Source organism: Streptomyces sp. NPDC032940, from assembly GCF_040636935.1.
GTDB lineage: Bacteria > Actinomycetota > Actinomycetes > Streptomycetales > Streptomycetaceae > Streptomyces.
This window is the reverse complement of sequence record NZ_JBEZVJ010000052.1, coordinates 1-26,563: the sequence shown is the minus strand read 5'-3', so window position 1 is coordinate 26,563 and position 26,563 is coordinate 1. Positions and strand designations below refer to the sequence as shown.

Genomic DNA, 26,563 nt, shown 5'->3' with positions numbered 1-26,563 from the left:
GTGGACGGACTGGACCCGGCAACCGTGACCACGCGACACTTCGACAACAGGGCCTCTTGATCCTCGCTGGACTCGACATCCGCGAGCTACCAAGAGGCCCTTCTTCCATGCACCCGCACCGGCCGACTCACCCGCACCAGGCCCCTGTTCGAACCCCACCCGGTCACCCGAGCGGATAGAGAACAGCCAGTTAGGCAGCCACTTTGGGGCGAGCCTCTAAGATCTTGGCCCCAACGTCGTGCTTTAACAGGCAGGTCCACAGACTGCCCGACTCGCCATCAGCTTACGGGGCCAAGATCACTCGCCCCAAAGCAGCTCCAGCCCAAAGCCGCTCCACCGACTGTTGGTATGTGTCGGTTCTCTACGGGGACCGCTCCTTCTACTCAAAGGGACGCGGAACCTTCGCTCCCTTGCCCCAGCATTCACCTGGACGCCGGATGTTTCGGGGAGGGAAGATGGTCAGCGGCCGCTGATCGTTAACCATCGGCAACGAGACCAGGTCGGATTTCTGGATCATTTCCGCAATAGCCGCCCTGGCTGCAGGAGTGAGCGGGGCATCGTCGTGATGGAGAACCCAAGACGTAATCGGATGACGTCTCGCGACCTCAGGGGTCAGCAATCTTTCCTGGCTCCAATTTTGCAAGAATAGGGCAGCATTATACGCCTCTCGAAACAGCGCTTCTGTTGCCCGTTCACCGCGATGGACAACTGAATTTCGGTTCCGCCAAACTGTCTTCTGGGCGTTTGAGGCGGCTGTGGGGTCGCCGCCCAAGTGTGATGAGAGAATGCCGAATGTCTCTGCAGCGTTCTTCTCTTCAAGGCCCGCAGATGCGAACTCTGCGCTCGTATAGCCGTGGTCTGCAGCTATCCCGCAAACCAGATGATGCATCCAGTCTTCCAGAGCGGCCTGCTGTGCCACGATCGCTTCTGCCCATTCCTTCCGGTGGGCGCGAAGCACAGATCGCCGCATCCAGGAGAACAGTCTGCGCACAGGAGCGGAAGAGCTGAGTTCAGAGTATGCCAACTCTAGGCCCGCTTCTGCGGAAATGACGGGATAGCCTTCACGGTCTGAGGAGTAGGATCCGAGCGGACTGGTGGCTGGAAGTCTCACGTAAAATGGTTCATTGGAGATTGCTGGATTAATGCGTACCAGGCCGTCACCGATGAGATCTCCGTGCGAGATGGGTCCAGCGAGAATTGGCCCGTCCTCGGCTGCGCTAAATAGAGCTTGGTTGATCGCGAATAGGATGCAATCGTAAAAGTCCTCAAATTTCGGTGGGTTTTTTATGGGTTGGCCATTCTCGTCCGAAAGGTAGAGCTGGCTCCAATCTGGAAGGGTAAAGCTGAGGGAGACACTCGTTCTTGGTGGCGAGGCGTCGGGTGTGCCGAATGCGGCTTCATCGATCCATTCTGGATGGTCATCCCCGAACAGCCTCACGGTGCCTTCATAGGTCCCAGGGTTTATTCCCTCGCCGAATCCGGTCCCTGGTGACAGTGTCGTCAAGGCGACAATGGCGGGAACATGCTCATCTCCAAAATGCGTATTTACCTGGACGGAATAGTAATTTCCCTCGACGGTAGTTGCGGCCCAGGGAATCTCACAGCAGGCGTATACCTCGGCGCTCAGGTCCACATGTGCCTCCGTATTTGTCATGGATGAGCAGTATGGGGCGGGTCCGGCTGCTCGCGCATGCAGATTCCCCGAGTGCAGAGGCCTGAGCCAGGGCTGTACCTCGGCGCAGACCAGCAGTGGAAAGTGACGGCTGGCCGCAGCCATTCCCGCTGAGCGGGCGCCATACCCGAGTGCCCGCCTACTGCGAGGCCGTGACCTCGCCACCGTCTAGCAAGACTGAGTCGTCCCTGGGCCGTCCCTGGGCCGTCCCTGGGCCGTCCGAGGCCGACCAACGCTGACAGCCGGCACCCACTGGTGACCACCCACACCCCGCTCTGGCCTGGGCGCCCGGAGATGATCTGCGACACTGGTTGAGTCATGCCTAAGCCCGGAGATTGCTCATCGCTAGGCATACTGAGCGATGAACTCCGGCCGGTACGTGGCTTGGTAGTCGTCGAGTGCCCGGCGAAGCATGGCGGCGCCGCGGGGAACGCCGGCCGCGAGCTGATCCCAGCCGAGGAAGCGCACATGGGTAGGGATGCTGACCAGTCCGGTGATTGAGTCCCAGAAGGCATCCCAGTTCATGCCGTAGAAGTCCGGGAAACCCAACTCCCGCTTCAGAAGCAGGTGCAGGGCGCGCTCGTCGGTCACCTCGCTGACGTCAATGGTGATCACGGTGACATGCTCGCATGCGGTCGCAGGGGTCTGACATCCACGCGTGACATCAACGGCAGCGGACGGCAGCGGCAACCGGCGGTCGTGTGCGGCACTGGTGCCCGAGGCGGGCCCCCGCCGGACCAGAACGAGAACGAACTTGTAGAGCGGCGCTCACGCACGAGCGCCCTCCCGGGCCGTCCTCGGGCCGTGGAAGGGCGCTCAATGTCAACCAACGCCGACAACTACCGACAGCTCGGCAGCAGGTCAGGACGTTGATCGATAAGGCGGCCGCAGGTCACGGCCGCCGTTGGTCAGTTGTGGCTGTGCAGCACCTCGTTCAGCCCGCCCCACACCGCGTTGTTCGGGCGGGCCTCCACCGCGCCCGTGACCGAGTTGCGGCGGAAGAGGATGTTCGAGGCGCCGGAGAGTTCGCGGGCCTTGACGACCTGGCCGTCGGGCATGGTGACGCGGGTGCCGGCGGTGACGTACAGGCCGGCCTCGACCACGCACTCGTCGCCCAGCGCGATGCCCACGCCCGCCTCGGCGCCGACCAGGCACCGCTCGCCGATGGCGATGATCACGTTGCCGCCGCCGGAGAGCGTGCCCATGGTGGACGCGCCGCCGCCGATGTCCGAGCCGTCTCCGACGACGACGCCCGCGGAGATGCGGCCCTCGACCATCGACGTGCCCAGCGTGCCCGCGTTGAAGTTGACGAAGCCCTCGTGCATGACGGTCGTGCCCTCGGAGAGGTGCGCGCCGAGGCGGACGCGGTCGGCGTCGGCGATGCGAACGCCCTTGGGGGCGACGTAGTCCGTCATGCGGGGGAACTTGTCGATCGAGGTCATCTGGAGGTGCAGGCCCTCGGCGCGCGCGTTGAGGCGGACCTTCTCGACGTCGTCCACGGCGACCGGGCCGAGCGAGGTCCAGGCGACGTTGGCGAGGTGGCCGAAGATGCCCTCCAGGTTCTGGCCGTGCGGCTTGACCAGGCGGTGCGAGAGCAGGTGCAGGCGCAGGTAGACGTCGTGGGCGTCGATCGGCTTGTCGTCCAGCGAGGCGATGACCGTGCGGACCGCGACGACCTCGACGCCACGGCGGGCATCCGGACCGACCGCCGCGGTCGCGCCGCCGCCGAGGAGCTGGGCGGCCTGCTCGGCGGAGAGCCGCTCGGTGCCGGCCGGGCCGGGCTCGGCGGACAGTTCGGGGGCGGGGAACCAGGTGTCGAGGACGGTGCCGTCGGCGGCGATGGTGGCGAGCCCGGCGGCCACGGCGCCGGTGGTGCGAGGAGCAGTCGTGTCGGTCATGAGGGCAACCTAACCGGCGGGGGGCGTCGGGTGCGAACCGGCCACCGGCCGTCTCACGTGCCGGTCGCCCCGCCCCCGGCGGCCTCACCCACCCCGCGGTCTCCCTCACGCCCGCCCCACACCCACCCCTTCAGCCCAGTACCCGCCCCAGCACCACCCGCGCGTACTCCTCGTCGTACCGCGCCCCCGTCAGCAGCACCTGCAGACAGATCCCGTCCAGCACCGCCACCAGTGCCCGCGCCGTCACCGGGTCCGTGCGGGCGGCCAGGAGGGTGCTCACGCCCTCCGCCCACTCCGCCGCGACCGGACGCAGCGCCGGACGGCGCAGCGCGGCCAGGTACAGCTCGTACTCCAGCTCCACGCCGTCGCCGCCCAGCCATTCGCCGAGGACGTGGGCGAGAGCGTCGGCCAGGTCGGCCTCCGGGTCCGACAGCGCCGCCTCGGCGGCCAGGGCCTTCGCGAAGCCCTCGTTGGCCTGGCGCAGGGCTGCGACCAGGAGGTCGTCCAGGGTCGCGAAGTGGTACGTCGTGGAGCCCAGCGGCACGTCCGCCTCCGCGGCGACCGTGCGATGGCTGAGCCCCGCGATGCCCTTCGCCCCGACGACGCGGATCGCCGCGTCGATGATGCGCTGACGCCGCTCCGGGTCGTACCGCCGGACGGCCATCAGTGCGCCCCGCCCAGGTTCAGCACCACCACGCCCACGATGATCAGCGCGATGCCCGCCGCCTTGGTGAGGGTCATGCCCTCACCCATGAACGCCACCCCGATCGTGGCGATGGCCGCGGTGCCCACGCCGGACCAGATGGCGTACGCCGTGCCGACGGAGAGGGTCTTCAGGGTCTGGGCCAGCAACGCGAAGGAGATCAGGTAGCCCAGGGCGGTCAGGACCGAGGGGCCCAGCCTGCTGAAGCCCTCGCTGTACTTCATGGCGGTGGTCCCGGCGACCTCTGCGGCGATGGCTCCGGCCAGGAGCAGATATCCCATGTGTACGAGCGTACATAACGCACCCCGTCACAGACAGCGGAACGGCGGCGCCCACCGGGCACCGCCGTTCTCCCACGCAGTGTGTCTCAGACGTTGAACCCGAGCGCCCTCAGCTGCTCGCGACCGTCGTCCGTGATCTTGTCCGGGCCCCACGGCGGCATCCAGACCCAGTTGATGCGCAGCTCGCTGACGAGGCCGTCCGTGGCGGACTTGGCCTGGTCCTCGATCACGTCCGTCAGCGGACACGCCGCCGACGTCAGGGTCATGTCGACGGTCGCGATGTTCGCGTCGTCGACGTGGATGCCGTAGATCAGGCCCAGGTTGACGACGTCGATGCCCAGTTCGGGGTCGACGACGTCCATCAGGGCCTCGCGGAGCTCCTCCTCCGAGGCCGGCTTCATCTCCACGGTCTCGCTCATGCCGTCGTCTCCTTCTCGGCGTCGGCGTCCAGCGCCTGGGCCGTCGCGTCCTTCCAGGCCATCCAGCTCAGCAGGGCGCACTTCACCCGGGCCGGGTACTTCGACACCCCGGCGAACGCGACCGCGTCCTCCAGGACGTCCTCCATGGCGTCGTCGGGCTCGACCTTGCCCTTGGACTGCATCAGCTCCAGGAAGGTCTCCTGGATCTTCTGCGCCTGGGCGAGGTCCTTGCCGACCAGCAGATCGTTGAGTACGGAGGCGGAGGCCTGGCTGATGGAGCAGCCCTGCCCCTCGTACGAGACGTCGCTGATCGTCGTGCCGTCGTACTTCACTCGGAGCGTGATCTCGTCACCGCAGGTGGGATTGACGTGGTGGACCTCGGCGTCGCCATCCCGCAAGCCCCGCCCGTGCGGGTTCTTGTAGTGGTCCAGGATGACTTCCTGGTACATGGAGTCCAGCTTCATGCGATTCGCTCGTCCCGTCAGCCGAAGAAGTTCCGTACGTGCTCCAGGCCGTCGACCAGCGCGTCGATCTCGGCCGGCGTGGAGTACAGATAGAACGACGCTCGCGTGGTCGCAGGAATTCCGTACCGCAGGCAGACCGGCCGCGCGCAGTGGTGGCCGACCCGGACCGCGATGCCCTGCTCGTCCAGGACCTGGCCCACGTCGTGCGGGTGGATGTCTCCCAGGGTGAAGGAGATCGCGGCGCCGCGCTCCTCGGCCGTCGCCGGACCGATGATGCGCAGGTCGGGGACCTCCGCGAACCGCTTCACCGCGTACTCGACCAGCGCGTGCTCGTGGGCGAGGATCTTGTCCATGCCGATCGAGTTGAGGTAGTCGATCGCCGCGCCCAGACCGACCGCCTGGGCGACCGGCGGCGTGCCCGCCTCGAACTTGTGCGGCGCCGGGGCGTAGGTGGAGGAGTGCATCGAGACGGTCTCGATCATCTCGCCGCCGCCGAGGAAGGGCGGCAGGTCCTCCAACAGCTCCTGGCGGCCCCACAGCACACCGATGCCGGTCGGACCGCACATCTTGTGGCCGGTGAAGGCCACGAAGTCGGCCTGGAGGGCCTGTACGTCCAGCGGCATGTGCGGCGCGGCCTGGGAGGCGTCGATGCACACGAGGGCGCCGACCTCCTGGGCGCGGCGCACGATCGCCTCGACCGGGTTCTGGGTGCCCAGGATGTTGGAGACGAGCACGAAGGAGACGATCTTCGTCTTCTCGGTGATGATCTCGTCGATGTTCGAGAGGTCCAGACGGCCGTCGTCGGTGAGACCGAACCAGCGGAGCTTCGCGCCCGTACGCTGCGCGAGCAGCTGCCACGGCACGATGTTGGAGTGGTGCTCCATCTCCGTGATGACGATCTCGGTCTCGTGGTCCACGCGGTAGGGCTCGTCGGCCCAGCCGAGCATGTTCGCCACGAGATTGAGGGACTCCGAGGCGTTCTTGGTGAAGATCACCTCGTCGCGCGACGGTGCGTTGATGAACTCCGCGACCTTGTCACGCGCGCCCTCGTACAGCGCCGTGGCCTCCTCGGCGAGGACGTGCACGCCACGGTGGACGTTGGCGTTGTGCTGCTCGTAGTACTCGTCGAGCACGTCGATGACCTGGCGCGGGGTCTGCGAGGTCGCGGCGTTGTCGAGGTAGACGAGTTTCCTGCCGTCGTGGATCACTCGGTCCAGGATCGGGAAGTCCTTGCGGATCGCCTCGGTGTCGAGGAGGCCCGGCAGCTGTGTCACTCGGATGCGCCGCCCTTCGTGTATGCCTCGTAGCCCTCGGCCTCCAGCTTGTCGGCCAGCTCGGCGCCGCCGGACTCGACGATGCGGCCGTTGGCGAAGACGTGGACGTAGTCGGGCTTGATGTAGCGCAGGATGCGCGTGTAGTGGGTGATCAGCAGGGTGCCGACCTCGCCGGTCTCGCGGACCCGGTTGACGCCCTCGGAGACGACGCGCAGGGCGTCGACGTCCAGGCCGGAGTCGGTCTCGTCGAGGATCGCGACCTTCGGCTTGAGCAGCTCGAGCTGGAGGATCTCGTGGCGCTTCTTCTCACCGCCGGAGAAGCCCTCGTTGACGTTGCGCTCGGCGAAGGCGGGGTCCATGTTGAGGCGCTGCATGGCCTCCTTGACCTCCTTCACCCAGGTGCGCAGCTTGGGGGCCTCGCCGCGGACGGCGGTGGCGGAGGTGCGCAGGAAGTTGGAGACGGAGACGCCGGGGACCTCGACCGGGTACTGCATGGCGAGGAAGAGGCCGGCGCGGGCGCGCTCGTCGACGGACATCTCGAGGACGTCCTCGCCGTCGAGGGTGACGGTGCCGCCGGTGATCGTGTACTTGGGGTGACCCGCGAGCGAGTAGGCGAGGGTCGACTTGCCGGAGCCGTTGGGGCCCATGATGGCGTGCGTCTCGCCCTGCTTCACGGTGAGGTCGACGCCCTTGAGGATCTCCTTCGTGGCGTTGTCGGCCTCGACGGTGACGTGCAGGTCTCGGATTTCAAGCGTTGCCATGGGTGCCTCAGGACTCCTGGGTGAGGGAGACGAGCACGTCGTCCCCTTCGATCTTTACGGGGTAAACGGGGACGGGGCGCGTCGCCGGAAGACTGTCGGGCTTGCCGGAGCGGAGGTCGAAGCGCGAGCCGTGCAGCCAGCACTCGATGTGGCAGTCGTCGACCTCGCCCTCGGAGAGGGAGACGTTCGCGTGCGAGCAGATGTCGTGGATCGCGAACACCTCGCCCTCCGTGCGCACGACGGAGATCGGCGTGCCGTCGAGTTCCACCCTCTTGGGGGTGTCCTCCTCCAGCTCGTCCGCTCCACAGACGCGTACGAAGGTCATGCGACCGACGCCTCCAGCTCCTCTTCGATCTTGGCGAGGAGGCGCTCCTCGATGTCCGGGACACCGATCTGCTGGACCAGTTCGGCGAAGAAGCCGCGGACCACCAGGCGGCGGGCGTCGATCTCGGGGATGCCGCGCGCCATCAGGTAGAAGAGCTGCTCGTCGTCGAAGCGGCCGGTGGCGGAGGCGTGGCCGGCGCCCACGATCTCGCCGGTCTCGATCTCCAGGTTCGGCACCGAGTCGACCCGCGCGCCGTCGGTGAGGACGAGGTTGCGGTTCATCTCGTAGGTGTCGGTGCCCTCGGCCTTGGCCTCGATGAGCACGTCGCCGATCCACACCGCGTGCGCGTCGTCGCCCTGGAGCGCGCCCTTGTAGACGACGTTCGACTTGCAGTGCGGGACGTTGTGGTCGACGAGGAGGCGGTGCTCCTGGTGCTGGCCCTTGTCGGTGAAGTACAGGCCGAACAGCTCGGCCTCGCCGCCGGGACCGGCGTACTGGACGCGCGGGTGCAGGCGGACGACGTCGCCGCCGAAGGTGACGACGACCGACTTGAAGCTGGCGTCACGGCCGACCAGGGCGTTGTGCTGGCCGACGTGGACGGCCTTGGCGTCCCAGTCCTGGACGGAGACGACGGTGAGCTTGGCGCCGTCACCGAGGACGAAGTCGACGTTGGCGGCGAGCACCGCGTCACCGGTGTGGTCGATGACCACGACGGCCTCGGCGAAGGCACCGAGCTGGACGAGCTGGTGGCCGTAGGCGACCCCGCCCTCGCCGTGCACGGCGATGCGGATCGGCTCGGTGAGCACCGTCTCCTTGGGGACGGTGACCACACCGGCCTGCTCGAAGGCGGAGTACGCCTGGGCGGCGACGCGGTCGACCGGGGTGCCCGCCTTGCCGAGCCGGGCGTCGTCGCGGCCGACGGTCTCGACGGTGACGCCCTCGGGGGCCTCGACGGCGATCTTCACGCCCTCGCCGGTGGCGGTCGCGGTGCCGTCGTGCAGGCCGCGCAGCCGCTCCAGCGGGGTGAACCGCCACTCCTCCTCGCGGCCGTGCGGGACCGGGAAGTCCGCCACGTCGAAGGAGGGGGGCGCGCTCATGCGCGTGGCGACGGTCGAGTCGGCCTCGGCGGCCACCGCGATCGCACCGGCGGTGGTGGAGCCCACCGGGATGTTCTGAGCCTCAGCCATGGCTGTCGTAGTGCTCGCTTTCCGTTACGTAAGGGGCTGGACGGTCAGGACCGGGGGCGGGTCAGCCCACCGCGCCTTCCATCTGGAGCTCGATCAGCCGGTTGAGTTCGAGCGCGTACTCCATCGGCAGCTCCTTGGCGATCGGCTCGACGAAGCCGCGCACGATCATCGCCATCGCCTCGTCCTCGCTCAGGCCACGGCTCATCAGGTAGAAGAGCTGGTCCTCGGAGACCTTGGAGACGGTCGCCTCGTGGCCCATGGACACGTCGTCCTCGCGGACGTCCACGTAGGGGTAGGTGTCCGAGCGGGAGATGGTGTCGACGAGCAGCGCGTCGCACAGCACGTTGGACTTGGATCCCGGGGCGCCCTCGCCGATCTCGATCAGACCGCGGTAGGAGGTGCGGCCGCCGCCGCGCGCCACCGACTTGGAGACGATGTTGGAGGACGTGTTCGGGGCCATGTGGACCATCTTGGCGCCGGCGTCCTGGTGCTGGCCCTCGCCCGCGAAGGCGATGGACAGGGTCTCGCCCTTGGCGTGCTCGCCCATGAGGTAGACGGCCGGGTACTTCATCGTCACCTTGGAGCCGATGTTGCCGTCGATCCACTCCATGGTCGCGCCCTCGTACGCCACGGCGCGCTTGGTGACCAGGTTGTAGACGTTGTTCGACCAGTTCTGGATGGTCGTGTAGCGGCAGCGGGCGTTCTTCTTGACGATGATCTCGACCACGGCGGAGTGGAGGGAGTCGCTCTTGTAGATCGGAGCGGTGCAGCCCTCGACGTAGTGCACGTAGGCACCCTCGTCGACGATGATCAGGGTCCGCTCGAACTGGCCCATGTTCTCCGTGTTGATGCGGAAGTAGGCCTGGAGCGGGATCTCGACGTGCACGCCCTTCGGCACGTAGATGAAGGAGCCGCCGGACCACACGGCGGTGTTCAGCGCGGCGAACTTGTTGTCGCCGGCCGGGATGACCGTGCCGAAGTACTCCTTGAAGAGCTCCGGGTGCTCCTTGAGCGCGGTGTCGGTGTCGAGGAAGATGACGCCCTGCTCCTCCAGATCCTCGCGGATCTGGTGGTAGACGACCTCGGACTCGTACTGGGCCGCGACACCGGCGACGAGGCGCTGCTTCTCCGCCTCGGGGATGCCGAGCTTGTCGTACGTGTTCTTGATGTCCTCGGGCAGGTCCTCCCAGGACTCCGCCTGCTTCTCCGTGGAGCGCACGAAGTACTTGATGTTGTCGAAGTCGATGCCCGACAGGTCCGAGCCCCAGTTCGGCATGGGCTTCTTCTCGAACAGCTTCAGGCCCTTGAGGCGGAGCTTGGTCATCCACTCCGGCTCGGACTTCTTGTCGGAGATGTCCCGGACGACGTCCTCGTCGATGCCGCGCCTGGCGGAGGCGCCGGCCGTGTCGGAGTCGGCCCAGCCGTACTCGTACTTGCCCAGGCCCTCGAGCTCAGGGTGAGCAGTCTCCGTGGGGAGAGTCATGCGGGGTTCCTCCCGGCCGTGCTTGCGGATGCGTTGTCGTTGGTCTTGGAAGTCTTGGGGACGTACGTGGTGCAGACGCCGTCGCCGTGCGCGATGGTCGCGAGCCGCTGCACATGCGTACCGAGCAGCTCGGCGAAAAATTCCGTCTCCGCCTCGCACAGCTGCGGGAACTGCTCGGCGACGTGGGCGACCGGGCAGTGGTGCTGGCAGAGCTGCTCACCCTGCTGGGGCCGGGGCGCGCTGCGCGCGGTAGCAGCGTACCCGTCCGCGCTCAGGGCCTTGGCCAGGGCTTGGGTCCGCTGTTCGGGGGCGACGCCCTCGACGGCCTTGCGGTACGCGCCCGCCTGGGCGGCGATCCGGGCGCGGGCGAAGGCGGCGATCGCCTGCTCCCCGCCCTCCTGGTCGGCGATCCAGCGCAGGGCGTCCACGGCGAGCTTGTCGTACGACTGGTCGAAGGCGTCGCGGCCGCAGTCGGTCAGCGCGAAGACCTTCGCGGGGCGCCCGCGCGTGCGCGTGCCGTAGACCCGCTGTTCACGGGCCTCGACCACGTCGTCGGCGACCAGGGCGTCGAGGTGGCGCCGGACGGCGGCCTGGGTCAGGCCCAGGCGCCCGGCGAGCTCGGCGACGGTCGACGGCCCGTGGTCCAGGATGGAGCGCGCGACACGGTTGCGGGTGGACCGCTCACCGGTCGCGAGTTCCTCCTGCGGAGCCTCGCCAACGTTTTTCACAACGCCATTGTTGCGTAATTCCTCAAGGGCGGGCAAGCCGCGTCCGGACGGCCTGATGGTGCCCTGCGTCACTTAGGCATACCTAAGGTGACCTGCGAAAACGATCTTTGATCGATCAAAACGGTGGCGTCCACGCCGGGCTTCGGCAAGACTCCCCCGCATGTCCGCAACCGCTCCGACCGGCCCACTCGTCACCCGCGGCACGATCGCCGCCGGACTGCGCGAGCTGGGCGTCCGGACCGACGACACCCTCCTCGTGCACTCCTCGCTCAGCTCCCTCGGCTGGGTCTGCGGAGGTCCCGTCGCGGTCGTCCAGGGGCTCCTCGACGCGCTCGGTCCGGACGGCACCCTGGTGGTCCCCACCCAGACCGGTGATCTCTCCGACCCGGCCCTGTGGAGCAGTCCGCCGGTGCCCGCCGAGTGGTGGGACGCCGTCCGCGCCGCGATGCCCGCCTACGACCCGCTGATCACGCCCTCGCGCGGCGTCGGGGTGATCCCCGAGACCGTGCGCACCTGGCCCGGCGCCCTGCGCAGCGCGCACCCGCAGACTTCCTTCGCCGCCCTCGGCCCGCGCGCCGCCGAGGTCGTCGCGGGCCACGCCACCGACTGCCGCCTCGGCGAGCGCAGCCCGCTCGCGACCCTGGAACGGATGGGCGCGCGGATACTCCTGCTGGGGGCGGGCTACGACGCCTGCACCGGCTTCCACCTGGCCGAGTACCGGATCCCCTCGCCGCTGGTGGAGGTGGGGCGGCCGGGACCGGTGGGCTGGGAGCGGGTGACCGAGGTCTCGATCACCTCGGAGCGGTTCGAGGAGCTGGGCCACGATTTCGAGCGGGACCGCCCCGTCGTCCGCGGGCGGATCGGCGCGGCCGGCGTACGGCTGTTCCCGCTGGCGGACGCGGTCGCCTACGCCGAGCGGTGGCTGCCGCTGCACCGTCCCCGTGCGGAGGACATCGCGCACCCCCGCGCCTGAGCCCTCACGGGCGTACCTAGACTCGTGACCCATGCGAAGCGAGCCCGTGGTCCAGGTCCAGGCCCTGGTGAAGCGGTACGGCACGAAGACCGCGGTGGACGGCCTCGACCTGGTGGCCCGGGCGGGTGTCACCGCCGTACTCGGTCCCAACGGGGCCGGCAAGACGACCACCGTCGAGACCTGTGAGGGGTACCGCAGGCCGGACTCCGGCACGGTGCGCGTCCTTGGCCTGGACCCGGTGCGGCAGGGCCCCGAGCTGCGGCCCCGGATCGGCGTGATGCTCCAGTCCGGCGGCGTGTACTCCGGCGCCCGCGCGGACGAGATGCTGCGCCACGTCGCGAAGCTGCACGCCCACCCCCTGGACGTCGACGCCCTGATCGAGCGGCTCGGGCTGGGCTCGTGCGGCCGGACGACGTACCGCAGGCTCTCCGGGGGCCAGCAGCAGCGGCTCGCCCTCGCGATGGCCGTGGTCGGCCGCCCCGAGCTGGTGTTCCTGGACGAGCCGACCGCGGGCCTCGACCCGCAGGCCCGCCGCGCCACCTGGGACCTCGTACGGGACCTGCGCGGCGACGGCGTCTCGGTGATCCTCACCACGCACTACATGGACGAGGCCGAGCAGCTCGCCGACGACGTCGCCATCGTCGACGCCGGCCGGGTCGTCGCCCAGGGCTCACCCGAGGAGCTGTGCCGCGGCGGCGCCGAGAACACGCTGCGCTTCACCGGCCGCCCCGGCCTCGACGTGGCGTCGCTGCTCAAGGCCCTGCCCGCGGACTGCTCGGCCGCCGAGCTGACCCCGGGCTCCTACCGCGTCGTCGGCAAGGTCGACCCGCAGCTGCTGGCCACGGTGACCTCCTGGTGCGCCCAGCACGGGGTGATGCCGGACCGCATCTCGGTGGAGCGGCACACCCTGGAGGACGTCTTTTTGGAGCTCACGGGCAAGGAACTGCGCGCATGACGACGACAACGCCGACCACGGGCGCCTACACCCCCCGGCCCGGCGCCGCACCGCTCGGTCGCATGATCGCGGCGCAGGCCGTGCTCGAGACGAAGATGCTGCTGCGCAACGGCGAGCAGCTGCTGCTGACGGTGATCATCCCGACGCTGCTGCTGGTGCTGTTCAGCTCGGTCGACATCGTCGACACCGGCGAGGGCGAGGCCGTGGACTTCCTCGCACCCGGCGTCCTGGCGCTGGCCGTGCTGTCGACGGCCTTCACCGGGCAGGCCATCGCCACCGGCTTCGAGCGCCGCTACGGGGTGCTCAAGCGCCTCGCCGCCTCCCCGCTGCCGCGCTGGGGATTGATGACCGCGAAGACGGTGTCCGTGCTGGTCACCGAGGTGCTCCAGGTGATCCTGCTGACCGCCATCGCCTTCGCGCTGGGCTGGTCGCCGCACGGCAGCCCGTTCGCCGTGCTGCTGCTCATGGTGCTCGGCACGGCGGCCTTCTCCGGGCTCGGGCTGCTCATGGCGGGCACGCTCAAGGCCGAGGCCACGCTCGCCGCCGCCAACCTGGTCTTCCTGCTGCTGCTGGTCGGCGGCGGGGTGATCGTGCCGCTGGACAAGTTCCCGGACGCGGCGCAGGACGTCCTCGGCCTGCTGCCGGTCTCCGCCCTGTCGGACGGGCTGCGGGACGTGCTGCAGCACGGGGCCGGGATGCCGTGGGGCGACCTCGGGATCCTCGCCGCGTGGGCGGTCGTGGGGCTCGTGGCCGCCGGGAAGTTCTTCCGCTGGGAGTAGCCGGGAGCAGGGGGAGGCCGTGATGGGCGACCCTCGTGAACGCGTGCACAAGCGGCCGCCTACGATGGACGGCGTGCCAAACGTGACCCGCGCCGACGCCGCAGCCGCGGTGCGCAACCCGCTCGCCTTCATCGCCGCGCGCTGGACCCCGGAACCCCGGACGGTCCAGCGGGCGGCCCTCGCACCCGTCGTCATGTCGGTGATCATCGTGATCACCGGTGGTGCCGTCCGGCTCACCGGGTCGGGACTGGGCTGTCCGACCTGGCCCAAGTGCACCGACGACTCGCTGACCACCACGAGCGAGATGGGCTTCCACGGCGTCATCGAGTTCGGCAACCGCATGCTCACCTACGTGCTGTGCGCCGCGGTCGGCTGGGCCATCATCGCCGCGCGCTCGCAGAAGCCGTACCGGCGCAGCCTCACCCTGCTCGGGTGGGCGCAGTTCTGGGTCGTGATGAGCAACGCCGTCCTCGGCGGGATCGTCGTGCTCGTCGGACTGAACCCGTACACCGTCGCCGCCCACTTCGTCGCGACGACGGCGCTGATCACCCTGGCCACGGTGATGTGGCAGCGGACCCGGGAGGGCGACGCGGCACCGCGCCCCCTGGTCGGCAAGGCCGTCCAGCAGCTGGTGTGGGTGCTGATCGCCGCCTCGGGGCTGCTCGTCCTGGTCGGCACGGTGGTCACCGGGGCCGGTCCGCACGCCGGTGACTCCAGCGACGTCCCGCGGATGCCGGTCGACTGGGAGATGATCACCAAGGGGCACGCCGTGTTGGCGTGGATCGTGGTGACGCTGACCTTCGCGCTGTGGTTCGTGCTGAAGGCGGTCGACGCCCCCAAGGGCCCGCTGGCACGCACCCGCGACCTGTTCCTGATCCTGCTCGCGCAGGGCCTCATCGGCTACGTGCAGTACTTCACCGACCTCCCCGAGATTCTGGTCGGCCTGCACATGTTCGGCTCGTGCCTGGTGTGGATCGGGGTGCTGCGGGTGCTGCTGTCCCTGCGCGAACGGCCGGAGGAGGACGCGGCGGCCGGACCGCCCGTTCAGGAGTACGAGGCCACCAGCGTGTCGATGGCGGGCCCCAGGTAGTCGCGGGTCAGCTGGGCGCGGCGGGCCGTCCACTCCTCGGCGGGCGGGGCGGGAGTCCCGTAGCGCCGCCGTGCGATGTCCTCGACGACCTCGACGGGTGCGCCGAGGCCGGGCAGTTCCGCCAGGGCCTCCCGCTTGGTGATCAGGCGGCCGTCCCGCAGTGTCACCGTGGCGCGGGCGAAGGTGAGCAGGCCCAGGTCGACCCAGACGTCCTCCCGCCACAGCTCCGCCCTGCGCACGGCCTGCCGCCAGTAGTCGCGCTCGTTGCGCAGGACGTACGCGGCCAGTTCCGCGTCCGGCACCGGCGGCAGCAGGAGACCGGGCGGCGCGCCGTGCAGGACGCGTCCGAAGCTGTGCAGCTCGCGCCGGGTGACCGGGGTGACCGTCCGTTTGAACAGCTGCCGGTGGGCCCAGGTCAGGTGCCGCTGTTCGGGGTCGGCGACGGTGTCCGGCGACAGATAGGTGCAGTGCAGCCGCCCGGCCAGGGGTGCGTCGCGCAGGCGGGCGTGGAGCAGGCCCAGCCGCCAGGCCGTGCGGGCGGTGGCCGGGCGGGGCAGGACCGCGATCAGGTCCAGGTCGCTGAGGCCCTCCTGGTAGTCGCCCCCGCCCAGTGAGCCGTGGGCCCAGACGGCGGCGGGGCCGAGGGGCATCAGGCCGGTGAGGAAGCGGTCGAGCAGCGCGTCGGTCGGCATCGCATCATTGTGCTCGGGTCACTCCAGGGCGTACACCCGGCGTGCGTTCCCCGCGGCGATCATCGTCGCGACCCGCTGCGCGTCCGCCCGCGCCCACGCGCCCTCGGCCACCCAGGTGCCGAGCACCCGGTCCAGGGCCTCGCGGAACAGGTGCGCGCCCACGACGTGCAGCTCGGGCAGGCCCTGCGCGCCGCTGGAGAAGAGGATCTTGCCGAAGGGAGCCAGCTCCAGGATCTCCGCGAGCACGGTCGCGGCGCGGGCGCCGGTGCGCACCAGGGCGGCCCCCGAGTCGGCGTAGACGTGCGGGAAGACACCGGCGAGGTGGGCGGCATGGCGGTGGTAGGGGTAGCCGTGCAGCAGGACCAGGTCGGTGCTGAGGCCGGCGGTGGCCCGCACGAAGTCGGTCAGCAGCACGGGGTCGGTGCGGTCGATGCGCAGGCCCGGCTCGCCGAGCCCCGCGTGCAGCTGGAGCGGCAGGCCCGAGGCGACGGCGATCCATAACAGGTGGCGCAGCAGGACGGGGTCGCTCAGCTCGCTGCCGACCTCGCGTCCGGCCAGCCAGCGGGCGGCGGCGCCGCGCACCTCGCCGGGGCCCGGCGGCTCGGGGGCGAGCGCCAGCCCGTGCCGGACTCCGGCGACGGAGGTGAAGGCGACGGCGTCCACGGCGGCGCCGTGCACGGCCTCGGCGAGGTTGGCGAGGAAGGACTCGACGGTGCCGGAGGTGTCGGCGACCTGCTCGGCCAGCAGCTCCAGGCGGACGATCGCGTGGGCGTCGGCGTCGGCCGCGCCGGCCAGCTCGGCGGGGGTCGTGAGGTCGCCGGGCAGGTCCGCGTCGACCAGGTAGGTGGTGATGCCGCTGCCGCGCAGCAGTCTGCGGTCCGCCTCCAGGACGCCGAGTTCGCGGCGCCGGGCGAGGTAGCGGGCGGGCGGGCAGTGGGGTTCCAGGCCGAGCAGGGGCGGGCACCAGCGGCGCACCGCGAAGCCGGTCTGGGTGTCGAAGAGGGTGGTGCCCGGTGCGGGCGGTCCCTCGGTGCGGGCCAGCTGGGCCTCGAAGGTGCCGAGGCCCAGCTCCGTGCGCAGGACGCCGTGGCAGTACTGGTCCACCAGGGACGGCGTTTCGATCATCCGGGCTCCCCGCGTCGGGACCGTGCGCCTCACGGCTTCCTACGGTCCTAACGGGTGAACCCGGCGTCAGGTGTTGCTCGGACCGCCGATCTGGATGCCGGCCATGCGCGACCACTCGTACGGACCGGTCGTGACCTTGGCCGCGAACTCGCCGTCGAAGTCCTCGTGGACGGTGATCCCGGCCTTCTCGACGGCCTTCTGCGCGATCTCGTAGGTGGGCGCGACGACGTCGCCCCAGCCGCCGTCCGCGCCGACGAGTACGACACGGGCGCCGCGCTCGCCGATGTAGGCCACCTGGCCCTCGGCGCCGCCGTGCGCCTTGGAGAAGGAGTCGATCCGCCGTGCCAGCCGGGCCACCCGGCGCTCGGCCTTCGCGTCAACCTGCTGCGTGTCTGCCATGCCCAGATGCTACCGATGGGTAGATCGAACGGCGACGGGCGGGGTGCGTGGCCTTGACCACGCGCCCCGCCCGTCGGATGCCTCGAGGAAGCGGTGTTCAGCGCAGGAAGGGGTCCACCGCGATGGCCAGGAAGAGCACCGACACATAGGTGATGGACCAGTGGAACAGCCGCATCTCCTTGAGCTTGCCGCCCGTGACCTCGGCCTTGGCGCGGTTCTGCAGCCCGTGGGCCTCCCAGAGCCACATGCCGCCGGCCGCGACGGCGACCGCCGTGTAGAACCAGCCGGTGTAGCCCAGCGGGGTCAGCAGCAGCGACACCGCGACCATCACCCAGCTGTAGATGACGATCTGCCGGGCGACGACCTTGTTGGAGGCGATGACCGGGAGCATCGGCACGCCCACGCGCGCGTAGTCCTCCTTGACCTTCATGGACAGCGGCCAGTAGTGCGGCGGCGTCCAGAAGAACATCACCCCGAAGAGGATGACCGGCGCCCAGGACATCGAGTTGGTCACGGCGGACCAGCCGATGAGCACCGGCAGACAGCCGGCGATGCCGCCCCAGACGATGTTCTGCGAGGTGCGGCGCTTGAGGATCATCGTGTAGACGACGACGTAGAACAGGAGTGCGCCCAGCGACAGCCACGCCGACAGCCAGTTGACGGTGAGGCCGAACAGCAGCGTCGAGACGATCGCCAGGGCGATGCCGAAGGTGAGGCACTCCCGCGGGCTGACCATGCCGGTGACCAGCGGGCGCTGCGAGGTGCGGTCCATCAGCGCGTCGATGTCGCGGTCGATGTACATGTTCAGCGCGTTGGCGCCGCCCGCGGACAGGTAACCGCCGACGCAGGTGAGCAGCACCAGCTTCAGATCGGGCACGCCCTGCTCCGCGAGGAACATCACCGGAACGGTGGTGATCAGCAGAAGCTCGATGATCCGTGGCTTGGTCAGCGCCACGAACGCCTTGACACGGGCCCCGAACGGCCGGTGACTCGGGCTCTGGCTCGTCCCGATTACCCCCGCAGGACGGGATTCAACGGCCGTCACGCACACCCCTGACAGAGACTCCCAGCGAGCCTGCCCGTGAAGTGGCGTCAAAGGCTCGCGCGTACCACGCCACTTTAGACGTTGCCCAGACCCCGGCATTCGCGGGGGTGCGTTCGTGTTGAGAAGGGCGCTCCGACGTGCGTACGGAGAGTCGATTGAGCAGTCAGATGAGCGGCTGCGTATTCACTTGCCGAATGCGGTTTCGCCCAGTCGACAGGCGGATCCACACGAGTCCCGGCAGTCTGGTTTCCAGCGGAAAAACGCACGTACTTACGGGGGTAGGCTCGTCAGCGGCCGGCCGACGCACGAATGCGCCGGCAGCCGGTGGGCGCCACGTGCACCGGCATCCGATCATGTGGAGAGGAGCCCTGACTCAGGGTGAGCACCAAGCCGACCACCACAGACCTCGAGTGGACCGAACTGGACCAGCGGGCCGTGGACACCGCCCGCGTCCTGGCCGCCGACGCCGTACAGAAGGTTGGCAACGGCCATCCGGGTACGGCGATGAGCCTGGCGCCCGCCGCCTACACCCTCTTCCAGAAGGTGATGCGGCACGATCCGGCCGACGCGAACTGGGTCGGACGCGACCGTTTCGTGCTGTCCGCCGGACACTCGTCCCTGACCCTCTACACCCAGCTGTACCTGGCCGGCTTCGGCCTGGAGCTGGACGACCTGAAGTCCTTCCGGACGTGGGGCTCGAAGACCCCGGGTCACCCCGAGTACGGGCACACCACGGGCGTGGAGACGACGACCGGCCCGCTGGGCCAGGGTGTCGCCAACGCCGTGGGCATGGCGATGGCCGCCCGCTACGAGCGCGGTCTGTTCGACCCGGAGGCCGCCGAGGGCGAGTCCCCGTTCGACCACTTCATCTACTGCATCGCCGGTGACGGCTGCCTCCAGGAGGGCATCTCCGCCGAGGCGTCCTCCACCGCGGGCCACCAGAGGCTCGGCAACCTGATCCTGCTGTGGGACGACAACCACATCTCGATCGAGGGCGACACCGAGACCGCCGTCTCCGAGGACACGGTCAAGCGCTACGAGGCCTACGGCTGGCACGTGCAGCGTGTCGAGCCGAAGGCGGACGGCGACCTGGACCCGCACGCCCTGTACGCGGCGATCGAGGCGGCCAAGCAGGTCACGGACCGGCCGTCCTTCATCGCGATGCGCTCGATCATCGCCTGGCCCGCCCCGAACGCGCAGAACACCGAGGCCGCGCACGGCTCGGCGCTCGGCGACGAGGAGGTCGCGGCCACCAAGCGCGTCCTGGGCTTCGACCCGGAGCAGACCTTCGAGGTCTCCGACGAGGTCATCGGCCACACCCGCAAGGCTCTGGAGAAGGGCCGGGCGGCCCGCGCCGTGTGGGACAAGTCCTACCAGCAGTGGCGGGACAACAACCCCGAGCGCGCCGCCGAGTACGACCGGATCGCCAAGGGCGAGCTTCCCAAGGGCTGGGAGGAGAAGATCCCGGTCTTCGAGACCGGCAAGGGTGTGGCCACGCGTGCCGCGTCCGGCAAGGTCCTCCAGGCGCTCGGCGCGGTGATCCCCGAGCTGTGGGGCGGCTCCGCCGACCTGGCCGGCTCGAACAACACCACGATCGACAAGACGTCGTCCTTCCTCCCGGCGGGCAACCCGCTGCCCGAGGCCGACCCGTACGGCCGGACCATCCACTTCGGCATCCGCGAGCACGCGATGGCCGCGGAGATGAACGGCATCACGCTGCACGGCAACACCCGCGTCTACGGCGGCACCTTCCTGGTGTTCTCCGACTACATGCGCAACGCCGTGCGCCTGTCCGCGCTGATGCACCTGCCGGTGACGTACGTGTGGACGCACGACTCCATCGGCCTGGGCGAGGACGGACCGACCCACCAGCCGGTCGAGCACCTGGCCTCGCTGCGCGCCATCCCGGGCCTGAACCTGGTCCGCCCGGCCGACGCCAACGAGACCGCCGTCGCCTGGCGCGAGATCCTGCGCCGCTGGACGAAGGAGTTCGGCAAGGGCCAGCCGCACGGTCTGGCGCTCACCCGCCAGGGCGTGCCGACCTACGAGCCGAACGAGGACGCCGCCAAGGGCGGCTATGTGCTGTTCGAGGCGGAGGGCGGCGAGCCCGAGGTCGTCCTGATCGCCACCGGTTCCGAGGTGCACGTGGCCGTCGAGGCCCGTGAGGCGCTCCAGGCCGACGGCGTGCCGACCCGTGTGGTGTCCATGCCGTGCGTCGAGTGGTTCGAGCAGCAGGACCAGGGGTACCGGGACAGCGTCCTGCCCCCGTCCGTGAAGGCCCGTGTCGCGGTCGAGGCCGGCATCGGTCTCACCTGGCACAAGTACGTCGGTGACGCCGGCCGCATCGTTTCCCTGGAGCACTTCGGTGCTTCGGCCGACGGCAAGCTCCTCTTCCAGGAGTTCGGCTTCACTGCCGAGAACGTGGCCGCCGCCGCCCGGGAATCGATCGCCGCAGCCCGGCGCTGACGCTCACACACGACACGTAGGAGATGCATTTTCCATGACAGACGCACTCAAGCGCCTCTCCGATGAAGGCGTCGCGATCTGGCTGGACGACCTGTCGCGCAAGCGGATCACGTCCGGCAACCTCGCCGAGCTGATCGACCAGCAGCACGTCGTGGGCGTCACCACCAACCCGTCGATCTTCCAGAAGGCGATTTCGCAGGGCGACGGCTACGACACGCAGCTGACCGACCTCGCCGCCCGTGAGGTCACCGTCGAAGAGGCCATCCGCATGATCACGACGGCGGACGTCCGCGACGCCGCCGACATCCTGCGCCCGGTGTTCGACAACACCGGCGGCAAGGACGGCCGGGTCTCCATCGAGGTCGACCCGCGCCTCGCGCACAACACCCGGGCGACGGTCGCCGAGGCCAAGCAGCTCGCCTGGCTGGTGGACCGGCCCAACACGCTGATCAAGATCCCGGCGACCGAGGCCGGTCTGCCGGCGATCGCCGAGACCATCGGCCTGGGCATCAGCGTCAACGTCACGCTGATCTTCTCCCTGGAGCGCTACCGCAAGGTCATGGACGCCTTCCTGACCGGCCTGGAGAAGGCCAAGGAGCGCGGCCTGGACCTGTCGCTGATCCACTCGGTGGCGTCCTTCTTCGTGTCCCGCGTGGACACCGAGATCGACAAGCGGCTCGACGCGCTCGGCACCGACGAGGCCAGGGCGCTGCGCGGCAAGGCGGCTGTCGCCAACGCCCGCCTCGCCTACCAGGCGTACGAGGAGGTCTTCTCCTCCGACCGCTGGGCCGCCCTGGAGAAGGCCGGCGCCAACAAGCAGCGTCCGCTGTGGGCGTCGACCGGCGTGAAGGACAAGGCGTACAGCGACACCATGTACGTCACCGACCTGGTCGCACCCAACACGGTGAACACCATGCCGGAGGCGACCCTGTTCGCCACCGAGGACCACGGCGAGATCACCGGGAACACCGTCGCCGGCACCTACGAGCAGGCCCGCGCCGACCTCGACGCGGTCGAGAAGCTCGGGATCTCCTACGACGAGGTGGTCCAGCTCCTGGAGGACGAGGGCGTCGAGAAGTTCGAGGCCTCGTGGAACGACCTGCTGAAGTCGACGGAGGCGGAGCTCAAGCGCCTCGCTCCCTCGGAGGGCTGACAATTTGTCAAGCAGCAACCCGCTGCGTGACCCAGCAGACCGGCGGCTCCCGCGTATCGCGGGGCCGTCGGGTCTGGTCATTTTCGGCGTCACCGGCGATCTGTCCCGCAAGAAGCTCATGCCCGCCGTGTACGACCTCGCCAACCGGGGTCTGCTGCCGCCGGGCTTCTCGCTCGTCGGTTTCGCCCGCCGCGACTGGGAGCACGAGGACTTCGCCCAGGTGGTGCACGACGCCGTCAAGGAGCACTCCCGCACGCCGTTCCGCGAGGAGGTCTGGCAGCAGCTCATCCAGGGGATGCGCTTCGTCCAGGGCACCTTCGACGACGACGAGGCGTTCGAGCGGCTGCGCGCCACCATCGAGGAGCTGGACAAGGCACAGGGCACGGGCGGGAACTTCGCCTTCTACCTGTCGGTGCCGCCGAAGTCCTTCCCGGTGGTCATCCAGCAGCTGAAGAAGCACGGTCTCGCCGACCAGTCGAGCGGCTCCTGGCGCCGTGCGGTGATCGAGAAGCCGTTCGGCCACGACCTGAAGTCGGCCGAGGAGCTCAACGCGATCGTCCACGAGGTCTTCGCGCCGGACCAGGTCTTCCGCATCGACCACTACCTGGGCAAGGAGACCGTCCAGAACATCCTGGCGCTGCGCTTCGCCAACACGATGTTCGAGCCGATCTGGAACCGGTCCTACGTGGACCACGTGCAGATCACGATGGCCGAGGACATCGGCATCGGCGGCCGGGCCGGCTACTACGACGGCATCGGCGCCGCCCGGGACGTCATCCAGAACCACCTGCTCCAGCTGCTCGCCCTGACCGCGATGGAGGAGCCCGCCTCCTTCGACGCGGACGCGCTGGCGGCGGAGAAGACCAAGGTGCTCGGCGCGGTCCGCCTCCCCAAGGACCTGGGCCGGGACACCGTGCGCGGCCAGTACGCGGCCGGGTGGCAGGGCGGCGCGAAGGCCGTCGGCTACCTCGAGGAGGACGGCATCGACCCCAAGTCGAAGACCGACACCTACGCCGCGATCAAGGTCGGGATCGACAACCGCCGCTGGGCGGGCGTCCCCTTCTACCTGCGCACCGGCAAGCGCCTGGGCCGCCGGGTCACCGAGATCGCGGTGGTCTTCCAGCGGGCCCCGCACTCCCCCTTCGACACGACGGCCACCGAGGAGCTGGGCCAGAACGCGATCGTCATCCGCGTCCAGCCCGACGAGGGCGTCACCGTCCGCTTCGGTTCCAAGGTGCCGGGCACGTCGATGGAGATTCGGGACGTGTCCATGGACTTCGCGTACGGCGAGTCCTTCACGGAGTCGAGCCCGGAGGCGTACGAGCGGCTGATCCTTGACGTACTGCTCGGTGACGCGAACCTCTTCCCGCGCACCGAGGAGGTCGAGCTGTCCTGGAAGATCCTCGACCCGATCGAGGAGTACTGGGACGAGCACGGCACGCCCGCGCAGTACGCGTCCGGTACGTGGGGGCCCGTCGAGGCGGACGAGATGCTCGAGCGAGACGGACGGAGCTGGCGCCGGCCATGAAGACAGACCTCACGGACACCACCTCCAGCAAGATCAACAAGGCGTTGGTGCTGGGCCGCCGGGCGATCGGCACGCCGGCCGTCGGCATGGTGCTCACGCTGGTCATCGTCACCGACGAGGAGAACGCCTACGACGCGCTGAAGGCCGCGAGCGACGCCGCGCACGAGCACCCCTCGCGCACGCTCGTCGTCATCAAGCGCGTCTCGCGTTCGCCCCGGGACCGCACCCAGTCCCGGCTGGACGCCGAGGTCCGCCTCGGTGCCGACGCGGGCACCGGCGAGACGGTGGTGCTGCGGCTGTACGGCGACGTCGTCGACCACGCCCAGTCGGTCGTCCTGCCGCTGCTGCTGCCGGACGCGCCGGTCGTGGTGTGGTGGCCGGTGAACGCCCCGCTGGATCCGGCGGGTGACCCGCTGGGCGCGCTGGCCCAGCGCCGGGTCACCGACACCTACGCCTGCGAGGAGCCGGTGCGGGAGCTGGCGGCCCGCGCCGACGCCTACACGCCGGGCGACACCGACCTGTCCTGGACCCGCATCACGCCGTGGCGGTCGATGCTCGCGGCGGCCCTGGACCAGGTCGACTGCAAGGTGCAGGCGGTCGAGGTGGAGGGCGAGGAGTACAACCCGAGCTGCGAGCTGCTGGCGATGTGGCTCGCGGACCGGCTGGACGTGCCGGTGCAGCGGACCACGTCCGGCGGTCCGGGGCTGACCGCGGTCCGGATGGAGACCGACTGCGGGCCGGTCGTCCTGGACCGGGCCGACGGTTCGCTCGCGACCCTCTCCATCCAGGGCCAGCCGGCCCGTGCCGTGGCGCTCAAGCGCCGCGAGACGGCCGAGCTGATCGCGGAGGAGCTGCGGCGCCTCGACCCCGACGACACGTACGCCTCGGCGCTGCGCTTCGGGGTGGACCGGCTGAACGCGTCGGGCGACGGGAAGGCGGGCGCGGCTGACAAAGGGCCCCTCGCGGTCCGCGCTCCCGTCGAGACGGCTGCGAAGGCGCCCGCGAAGGACGCGGCGCAGGAGAAGACACCGGTGAGGAAGGCGGCGGCGAAGTGAGCGACACCCCCCAGCTGGTCGTGCACCGGGACAAGGAGCTGATGGCCGAGGCCGCCGCGGCCCGGCTGATCACGAAGATCGTGGACGCCCAGTCCTCCCGGGGCTCGGCGTCCGTGGTCCTGACCGGCGGCCGCAACGGCAACGGCCTGCTGGCCGCCCTGGCGGCCTCCCCGGCCCGGGACGCGGTCGACTGGTCCCGTCTCGACCTGTGGTGGGGCGACGAACGCTTCCTGCCGGAGGGCGACCCGGAGCGCAACGTCACGCAGGCCCGCGAGGCCCTGCTGGACGCGGTGCCGCTGGACCCGGAGCGGGTGCACGCGATGCCCGCCTCGGACGGCCCGCACGGCGACGACGCGGAGGCCGCCGCGGCGGCGTACGCGCAGGAGCTGGCGAAGGCGGCCGCGCCGGAGAACCACGCGGCGGTGCCCTCCTTCGACGTCCTCCTCCTCGGCGTCGGCCCGGACACCCACGTGGCCTCGCTGTTCCCGGAGCACCCGGGAGTGCGGGAGACGGAGCGCATGGTGATCGGCGTCCACGGCTCCCCGAAGCCGCCGCCCACCCGGGTCTCCCTGACCCTGCCCGCGATCCGCACGGCCCGCGAGGTGTGGCTGCTCGCGGCGGGCGAGGACAAGGCGAACGCCGTGGCGATGGCCCTGTCGGGCGCCGGCGAGATCCAGGCCCCGGCGGCCGGGGCACGGGGCCGCGCCCGCACCCTGTGGCTGCTGGACGCGGCGGCGGCCTCGCAGCTGCCGCGGACGATGTACCCGCCGGCCTCGGCATAACCGCCCCGCACGCACCGGAACGCCGGGTCCCGCTTCGACGGGGCCCGGCGTTCCGGTGTGTGCGGCGGACGCGAGCGGCGGACGGCGGTCGTCAGGATCCGCTCGGTCCCGGGGAGTAGGGATTGCCGCCCGGGTGCGGCGTGTACGGCGGCTGCGGTGGCGGCGCGTAGGGGTTGCCCGCTCCGGGAGTGTACGGGTGGCCGGCGCCCGCGGGCGGGTACGGGGGCGCGTACGGGTTGCCCTGCGGCGGCACGTACGGCGGCGCGGCGGGCGGGAAGTGCCCGTGGGGCGGCGGGATATGTCCGGGGAGCGGCGGGAGGGTCGCCGGGTGGGCCTTCAGCCGGATCCCGTAGCGCCGCCTGAGCCGGCCCATCTCCAGCAGGGCGATCGCGGTGACCGTGACGGGCGCGCCCAGGATGAAGACGATGCCGAGGGTGAGGCTGAGCCCGTGCAGGTCGCCGGTGACGAGGTCCGGGATGGCCATCAGCCAGCTCGTCACGGTGGCCAGCAGCGCCGGGAGGCAGCGGTGGACGGCGGCGGTGCCGAAGAAGTTCCCGGAGACCCTGATGGCCCCCCAGACCACGAACCCGATCATCCACAGCATCGTCAGACCGCCGATCATGATCACCGCCGGGTTGGCCGAGGCGTTGATCATGTTGACGAGCACCACCAGGCCGGCGACGCAGCCGACGAACAGCAGCAGCAGCTTGAGCGCGTTGAACAGCGGCCCCCGCAACTGCCCGACGGTGCCGGTGCGCCGCCAGACGAAGAGCATCGCGCCGACGGACAGCGGGGTGATGAACAGCAGGACGACGGAGGCCGTCAGCGCGTTCTCCAGCAGCTCGGTGACCGAGAAGCCGCCCTCGAGGAAGGTGTAGACGCCGAGCGAGGCGACCGCGCCCGCGATGACCCGGAAGCGTTTGAGCTGGTCGATCGAGGGATCGACCGAAGGCGGGATCCACGCGGGGTGGAACACCGCGGTCGCCGCCTGCTTGGGATTGAGGAGGGACCGGGCCGTCAGCCTGCCGCCGGTCCAACTTCCATGCCTACGTGCCACCTTGCTCCCCCGAGCGCTTGCCGTGATGATCGCCGGGGGATTCTACGACAGGCGGACGGGGTGGTGCCGCCCGCCTGTCCGTGCCGGACTCACGACCGGCCGCGCAGCTCCCGGTACGCGGTGACCAGGGCCTTCGTGGAGGCGTCCAGGCCGGGGACCTCGGCGCCGTCGGTGAGGGCGGGTTCGACGCGCTTGGCGAGGACCTTGCCGAGCTCGACGCCCCACTGGTCGAAGGAGTCGATGTCCCACACCGCGCCCTGGACGAACAC

The 26,563-nt window shown here is 69.8% G+C and carries 27 protein-coding genes and 1 pseudogene; 9 read left to right on the top strand and 19 right to left on the bottom strand.

Translation table 11 applies throughout. The features are described from left to right. Positions 1-379 precede the first annotated feature (379 nt). The 13 genes from AB0E77_RS33070 to AB0E77_RS33010 all read right to left on the bottom strand — a co-directional run bounded on the left by AB0E77_RS33070 (position 380) and on the right by AB0E77_RS33010 (position 11,195). Entirely contained in the window at positions 380-1,633 is a 1,254-nt protein-coding gene (locus AB0E77_RS33070) for a hypothetical protein (RefSeq protein ID WP_361578341.1), read from the bottom strand. A gap of 384 nt (positions 1,634-2,017) precedes the next feature. Further along, complete coding sequence (locus AB0E77_RS33065) at positions 2,018-2,287, bottom strand: barstar family protein (RefSeq protein WP_361578338.1); 270 nt, start codon at positions 2,285-2,287, stop codon at positions 2,018-2,020. A gap of 293 nt (positions 2,288-2,580) precedes the next feature. Next, positions 2,581-3,570, bottom strand: coding sequence for a 2,3,4,5-tetrahydropyridine-2,6-dicarboxylate N-succinyltransferase (gene dapD, locus AB0E77_RS33060; protein WP_361578335.1), 990 nt, complete (start codon positions 3,568-3,570; stop codon positions 2,581-2,583). A 130-nt stretch (positions 3,571-3,700) separates the two neighbouring features. Next, the gene (locus AB0E77_RS33055; RefSeq protein ID WP_361578332.1) at positions 3,701-4,234 is read right to left on the bottom strand and encodes a TetR family transcriptional regulator; all 534 of its coding nucleotides are present in this window, start codon (positions 4,232-4,234) and stop codon (positions 3,701-3,703) included. Next, positions 4,234-4,554 carry a multidrug efflux SMR transporter gene (locus AB0E77_RS33050; protein ID WP_361578329.1) on the bottom strand — a complete coding sequence of 107 codons (321 nt, stop codon included), beginning with the start codon at positions 4,552-4,554 and terminating at the stop codon, positions 4,234-4,236. The genes AB0E77_RS33055 and AB0E77_RS33050 overlap by 1 nt, the downstream gene beginning before the upstream one ends. Before the next feature lie 86 nt (positions 4,555-4,640). Beyond that, entirely contained in the window at positions 4,641-4,973 is a 333-nt protein-coding gene (locus AB0E77_RS33045; RefSeq protein WP_030403776.1) for a metal-sulfur cluster assembly factor, read from the bottom strand. After that, complete coding sequence (gene sufU, locus AB0E77_RS33040; protein ID WP_361578326.1) at positions 4,970-5,437, bottom strand: Fe-S cluster assembly sulfur transfer protein SufU; 468 nt, start codon at positions 5,435-5,437, stop codon at positions 4,970-4,972. The genes AB0E77_RS33045 and sufU overlap by 4 nt, the downstream gene beginning before the upstream one ends. A 17-nt stretch (positions 5,438-5,454) precedes the next feature. After that, positions 5,455-6,711: a cysteine desulfurase gene (locus AB0E77_RS33035; RefSeq protein WP_361578323.1), complete on the bottom strand. Its 1,257-nt coding sequence runs from the start codon at positions 6,709-6,711 to the stop codon at positions 5,455-5,457. Further along, positions 6,708-7,472 carry a Fe-S cluster assembly ATPase SufC gene (sufC, locus tag AB0E77_RS33030; protein WP_361578320.1) on the bottom strand — a complete coding sequence of 255 codons (765 nt, stop codon included), beginning with the start codon at positions 7,470-7,472 and terminating at the stop codon, positions 6,708-6,710. Before sufC ends, AB0E77_RS33035 begins: the two co-directional genes overlap by 4 nt. 7 nt (positions 7,473-7,479) lie before the next feature. Continuing rightward, positions 7,480-7,797 carry a non-heme iron oxygenase ferredoxin subunit gene (locus tag AB0E77_RS33025; RefSeq protein ID WP_351140629.1) on the bottom strand — a complete coding sequence of 106 codons (318 nt, stop codon included), beginning with the start codon at positions 7,795-7,797 and terminating at the stop codon, positions 7,480-7,482. Further along, positions 7,794-8,984: a Fe-S cluster assembly protein SufD gene (sufD, locus tag AB0E77_RS33020; RefSeq protein ID WP_361578317.1), complete on the bottom strand. Its 1,191-nt coding sequence runs from the start codon at positions 8,982-8,984 to the stop codon at positions 7,794-7,796. The genes AB0E77_RS33025 and sufD overlap by 4 nt, the downstream gene beginning before the upstream one ends. Before the next feature lie 61 nt (positions 8,985-9,045). Further along, positions 9,046-10,467, bottom strand: a complete 1,422-nt coding sequence (gene sufB / locus AB0E77_RS33015; protein WP_361578314.1) for a Fe-S cluster assembly protein SufB — start codon at positions 10,465-10,467, stop codon at positions 9,046-9,048. Further along, on the bottom strand, positions 10,464-11,195 hold the full coding sequence (locus AB0E77_RS33010; RefSeq protein WP_361578311.1) for a metalloregulator ArsR/SmtB family transcription factor: 732 nt from the start codon (positions 11,193-11,195) through the stop codon (positions 10,464-10,466). Before AB0E77_RS33010 ends, sufB begins: the two co-directional genes overlap by 4 nt. A gap of 160 nt (positions 11,196-11,355) precedes the next feature. Between AB0E77_RS33010 and AB0E77_RS33005 the strand changes: the two genes are divergently transcribed. From AB0E77_RS33005 to AB0E77_RS32990, 4 genes are read left to right on the top strand one after another with little or no spacing between them, the layout of a single operon-like run. After that, positions 11,356-12,168 (top strand): AAC(3) family N-acetyltransferase, encoded by an 813-nt coding sequence (locus AB0E77_RS33005; RefSeq protein ID WP_361578308.1) that lies wholly within the window; start codon positions 11,356-11,358, stop codon positions 12,166-12,168. A gap of 31 nt (positions 12,169-12,199) precedes the next feature. Next, positions 12,200-13,123 (top strand): ABC transporter ATP-binding protein, encoded by a 924-nt coding sequence (locus AB0E77_RS33000; protein ID WP_361578305.1) that lies wholly within the window; start codon positions 12,200-12,202, stop codon positions 13,121-13,123. Next, positions 13,120-13,902 carry an ABC transporter permease gene (locus AB0E77_RS32995; protein ID WP_361578302.1) on the top strand — a complete coding sequence of 261 codons (783 nt, stop codon included), beginning with the start codon at positions 13,120-13,122 and terminating at the stop codon, positions 13,900-13,902. Before AB0E77_RS33000 ends, AB0E77_RS32995 begins: the two co-directional genes overlap by 4 nt. A gap of 22 nt (positions 13,903-13,924) precedes the next feature. Beyond that, positions 13,925-14,992 carry a COX15/CtaA family protein gene (locus AB0E77_RS32990; protein ID WP_361578299.1) on the top strand — a complete coding sequence of 356 codons (1,068 nt, stop codon included), beginning with the start codon at positions 13,925-13,927 and terminating at the stop codon, positions 14,990-14,992. Here the strand turns inward: AB0E77_RS32990 and AB0E77_RS32985 are convergent. The 4 genes from AB0E77_RS32985 to AB0E77_RS32970 all read right to left on the bottom strand — a co-directional run bounded on the left by AB0E77_RS32985 (position 14,947) and on the right by AB0E77_RS32970 (position 18,259). Beyond that, the gene (locus AB0E77_RS32985; RefSeq protein WP_361578296.1) at positions 14,947-15,684 is read right to left on the bottom strand and encodes a nucleotidyltransferase; all 738 of its coding nucleotides are present in this window, start codon (positions 15,682-15,684) and stop codon (positions 14,947-14,949) included. The two genes, AB0E77_RS32990 and AB0E77_RS32985, sit on opposite strands and share 46 nt — an antisense overlap. Before the next feature lie 18 nt (positions 15,685-15,702). Beyond that, positions 15,703-16,809 (bottom strand): amidohydrolase family protein, encoded by a 1,107-nt coding sequence (locus AB0E77_RS32980; protein WP_361578294.1) that lies wholly within the window; start codon positions 16,807-16,809, stop codon positions 15,703-15,705. Between the two features lie 66 nt (positions 16,810-16,875). Next, positions 16,876-17,208 carry a hypothetical protein gene (locus AB0E77_RS32975; protein ID WP_361578291.1) on the bottom strand — a complete coding sequence of 111 codons (333 nt, stop codon included), beginning with the start codon at positions 17,206-17,208 and terminating at the stop codon, positions 16,876-16,878. A gap of 97 nt (positions 17,209-17,305) precedes the next feature. Next, positions 17,306-18,259: a heme o synthase gene (locus AB0E77_RS32970; protein WP_361578288.1), complete on the bottom strand. Its 954-nt coding sequence runs from the start codon at positions 18,257-18,259 to the stop codon at positions 17,306-17,308. 372 nt (positions 18,260-18,631) lie between these two features. Between AB0E77_RS32970 and tkt the strand changes: the two genes are divergently transcribed. The 5 genes from tkt to pgl are packed head-to-tail and all read left to right on the top strand — an operon-like array spanning position 18,632 to position 25,237. Next, a complete protein-coding gene (tkt, locus tag AB0E77_RS32965; RefSeq protein ID WP_361578285.1) occupies positions 18,632-20,719 on the top strand; it encodes a transketolase in 2,088 nt (695 codons plus the stop codon). Between the two features lie 34 nt (positions 20,720-20,753). Beyond that, entirely contained in the window at positions 20,754-21,872 is a 1,119-nt protein-coding gene (gene tal / locus AB0E77_RS32960; protein WP_361578282.1) for a transaldolase, read from the top strand. Between the two features lie 4 nt (positions 21,873-21,876). Then, positions 21,877-23,400 (top strand): glucose-6-phosphate dehydrogenase, encoded by a 1,524-nt coding sequence (zwf, locus tag AB0E77_RS32955; RefSeq protein WP_361578279.1) that lies wholly within the window; start codon positions 21,877-21,879, stop codon positions 23,398-23,400. Further along, the gene (opcA, locus tag AB0E77_RS32950) at positions 23,397-24,455 is read left to right on the top strand and encodes a glucose-6-phosphate dehydrogenase assembly protein OpcA (RefSeq protein WP_361578276.1); all 1,059 of its coding nucleotides are present in this window, start codon (positions 23,397-23,399) and stop codon (positions 24,453-24,455) included. The genes zwf and opcA overlap by 4 nt, the downstream gene beginning before the upstream one ends. Beyond that, positions 24,452-25,237, top strand: coding sequence for a 6-phosphogluconolactonase (pgl, locus tag AB0E77_RS32945; protein WP_361578273.1), 786 nt, complete (start codon positions 24,452-24,454; stop codon positions 25,235-25,237). The genes opcA and pgl overlap by 4 nt, the downstream gene beginning before the upstream one ends. 91 nt (positions 25,238-25,328) lie before the next feature. On the opposite strand, the gene AB0E77_RS32940 is transcribed toward pgl, so the two are convergent. Together AB0E77_RS32940 and AB0E77_RS32935 are read right to left on the bottom strand one after the other, a co-directional pair. Continuing rightward, positions 25,329-26,294, bottom strand: a complete 966-nt coding sequence (locus tag AB0E77_RS32940) for a hypothetical protein (protein WP_361578270.1) — start codon at positions 26,292-26,294, stop codon at positions 25,329-25,331. 89 nt (positions 26,295-26,383) lie between these two features. Continuing rightward, a pseudogene (locus tag AB0E77_RS32935) lies at positions 26,384-26,563 on the bottom strand (glucose-6-phosphate isomerase); the annotation flags it as partial.

Coding starts and splice junctions, on each gene's coding strand:
- AB0E77_RS32980 (WP_361578294.1), bottom strand. CDS start 16,809: ATGATCGAAACGCCGTCCCTGGTGGACCAGTACTGCCACGGCGTCCTG.
- opcA (WP_361578276.1), top strand. CDS start 23,397: ATGAAGACAGACCTCACGGACACCACCTCCAGCAAGATCAACAAGGCG.
- AB0E77_RS33025 (WP_351140629.1), bottom strand. CDS start 7,797: ATGACCTTCGTACGCGTCTGTGGAGCGGACGAGCTGGAGGAGGACACC.
- AB0E77_RS33055 (WP_361578332.1), bottom strand. CDS start 4,234: ATGGCCGTCCGGCGGTACGACCCGGAGCGGCGTCAGCGCATCATCGAC.
- AB0E77_RS32985 (WP_361578296.1), bottom strand. CDS start 15,684: ATGCCGACCGACGCGCTGCTCGACCGCTTCCTCACCGGCCTGATGCCC.
- AB0E77_RS32975 (WP_361578291.1), bottom strand. CDS start 17,208: ATGGCAGACACGCAGCAGGTTGACGCGAAGGCCGAGCGCCGGGTGGCC.
- AB0E77_RS33000 (WP_361578305.1), top strand. CDS start 12,200: ATGCGAAGCGAGCCCGTGGTCCAGGTCCAGGCCCTGGTGAAGCGGTAC.
- sufD (WP_361578317.1), bottom strand. CDS start 8,984: ATGGCTGAGGCTCAGAACATCCCGGTGGGCTCCACCACCGCCGGTGCG.
- AB0E77_RS32995 (WP_361578302.1), top strand. CDS start 13,120: ATGACGACGACAACGCCGACCACGGGCGCCTACACCCCCCGGCCCGGC.
- sufU (WP_361578326.1), bottom strand. CDS start 5,437: ATGAAGCTGGACTCCATGTACCAGGAAGTCATCCTGGACCACTACAAG.
- tal (WP_361578282.1), top strand. CDS start 20,754: ATGACAGACGCACTCAAGCGCCTCTCCGATGAAGGCGTCGCGATCTGG.
- AB0E77_RS33050 (WP_361578329.1), bottom strand. CDS start 4,554: ATGGGATATCTGCTCCTGGCCGGAGCCATCGCCGCAGAGGTCGCCGGG.
- sufB (WP_361578314.1), bottom strand. CDS start 10,467: ATGACTCTCCCCACGGAGACTGCTCACCCTGAGCTCGAGGGCCTGGGC.
- sufC (WP_361578320.1), bottom strand. CDS start 7,472: ATGGCAACGCTTGAAATCCGAGACCTGCACGTCACCGTCGAGGCCGAC.
- AB0E77_RS33045 (WP_030403776.1), bottom strand. CDS start 4,973: ATGAGCGAGACCGTGGAGATGAAGCCGGCCTCGGAGGAGGAGCTCCGC.
- AB0E77_RS32990 (WP_361578299.1), top strand. CDS start 13,925: ATGGGCGACCCTCGTGAACGCGTGCACAAGCGGCCGCCTACGATGGAC.
- dapD (WP_361578335.1), bottom strand. CDS start 3,570: ATGACCGACACGACTGCTCCTCGCACCACCGGCGCCGTGGCCGCCGGG.
- AB0E77_RS33005 (WP_361578308.1), top strand. CDS start 11,356: ATGTCCGCAACCGCTCCGACCGGCCCACTCGTCACCCGCGGCACGATC.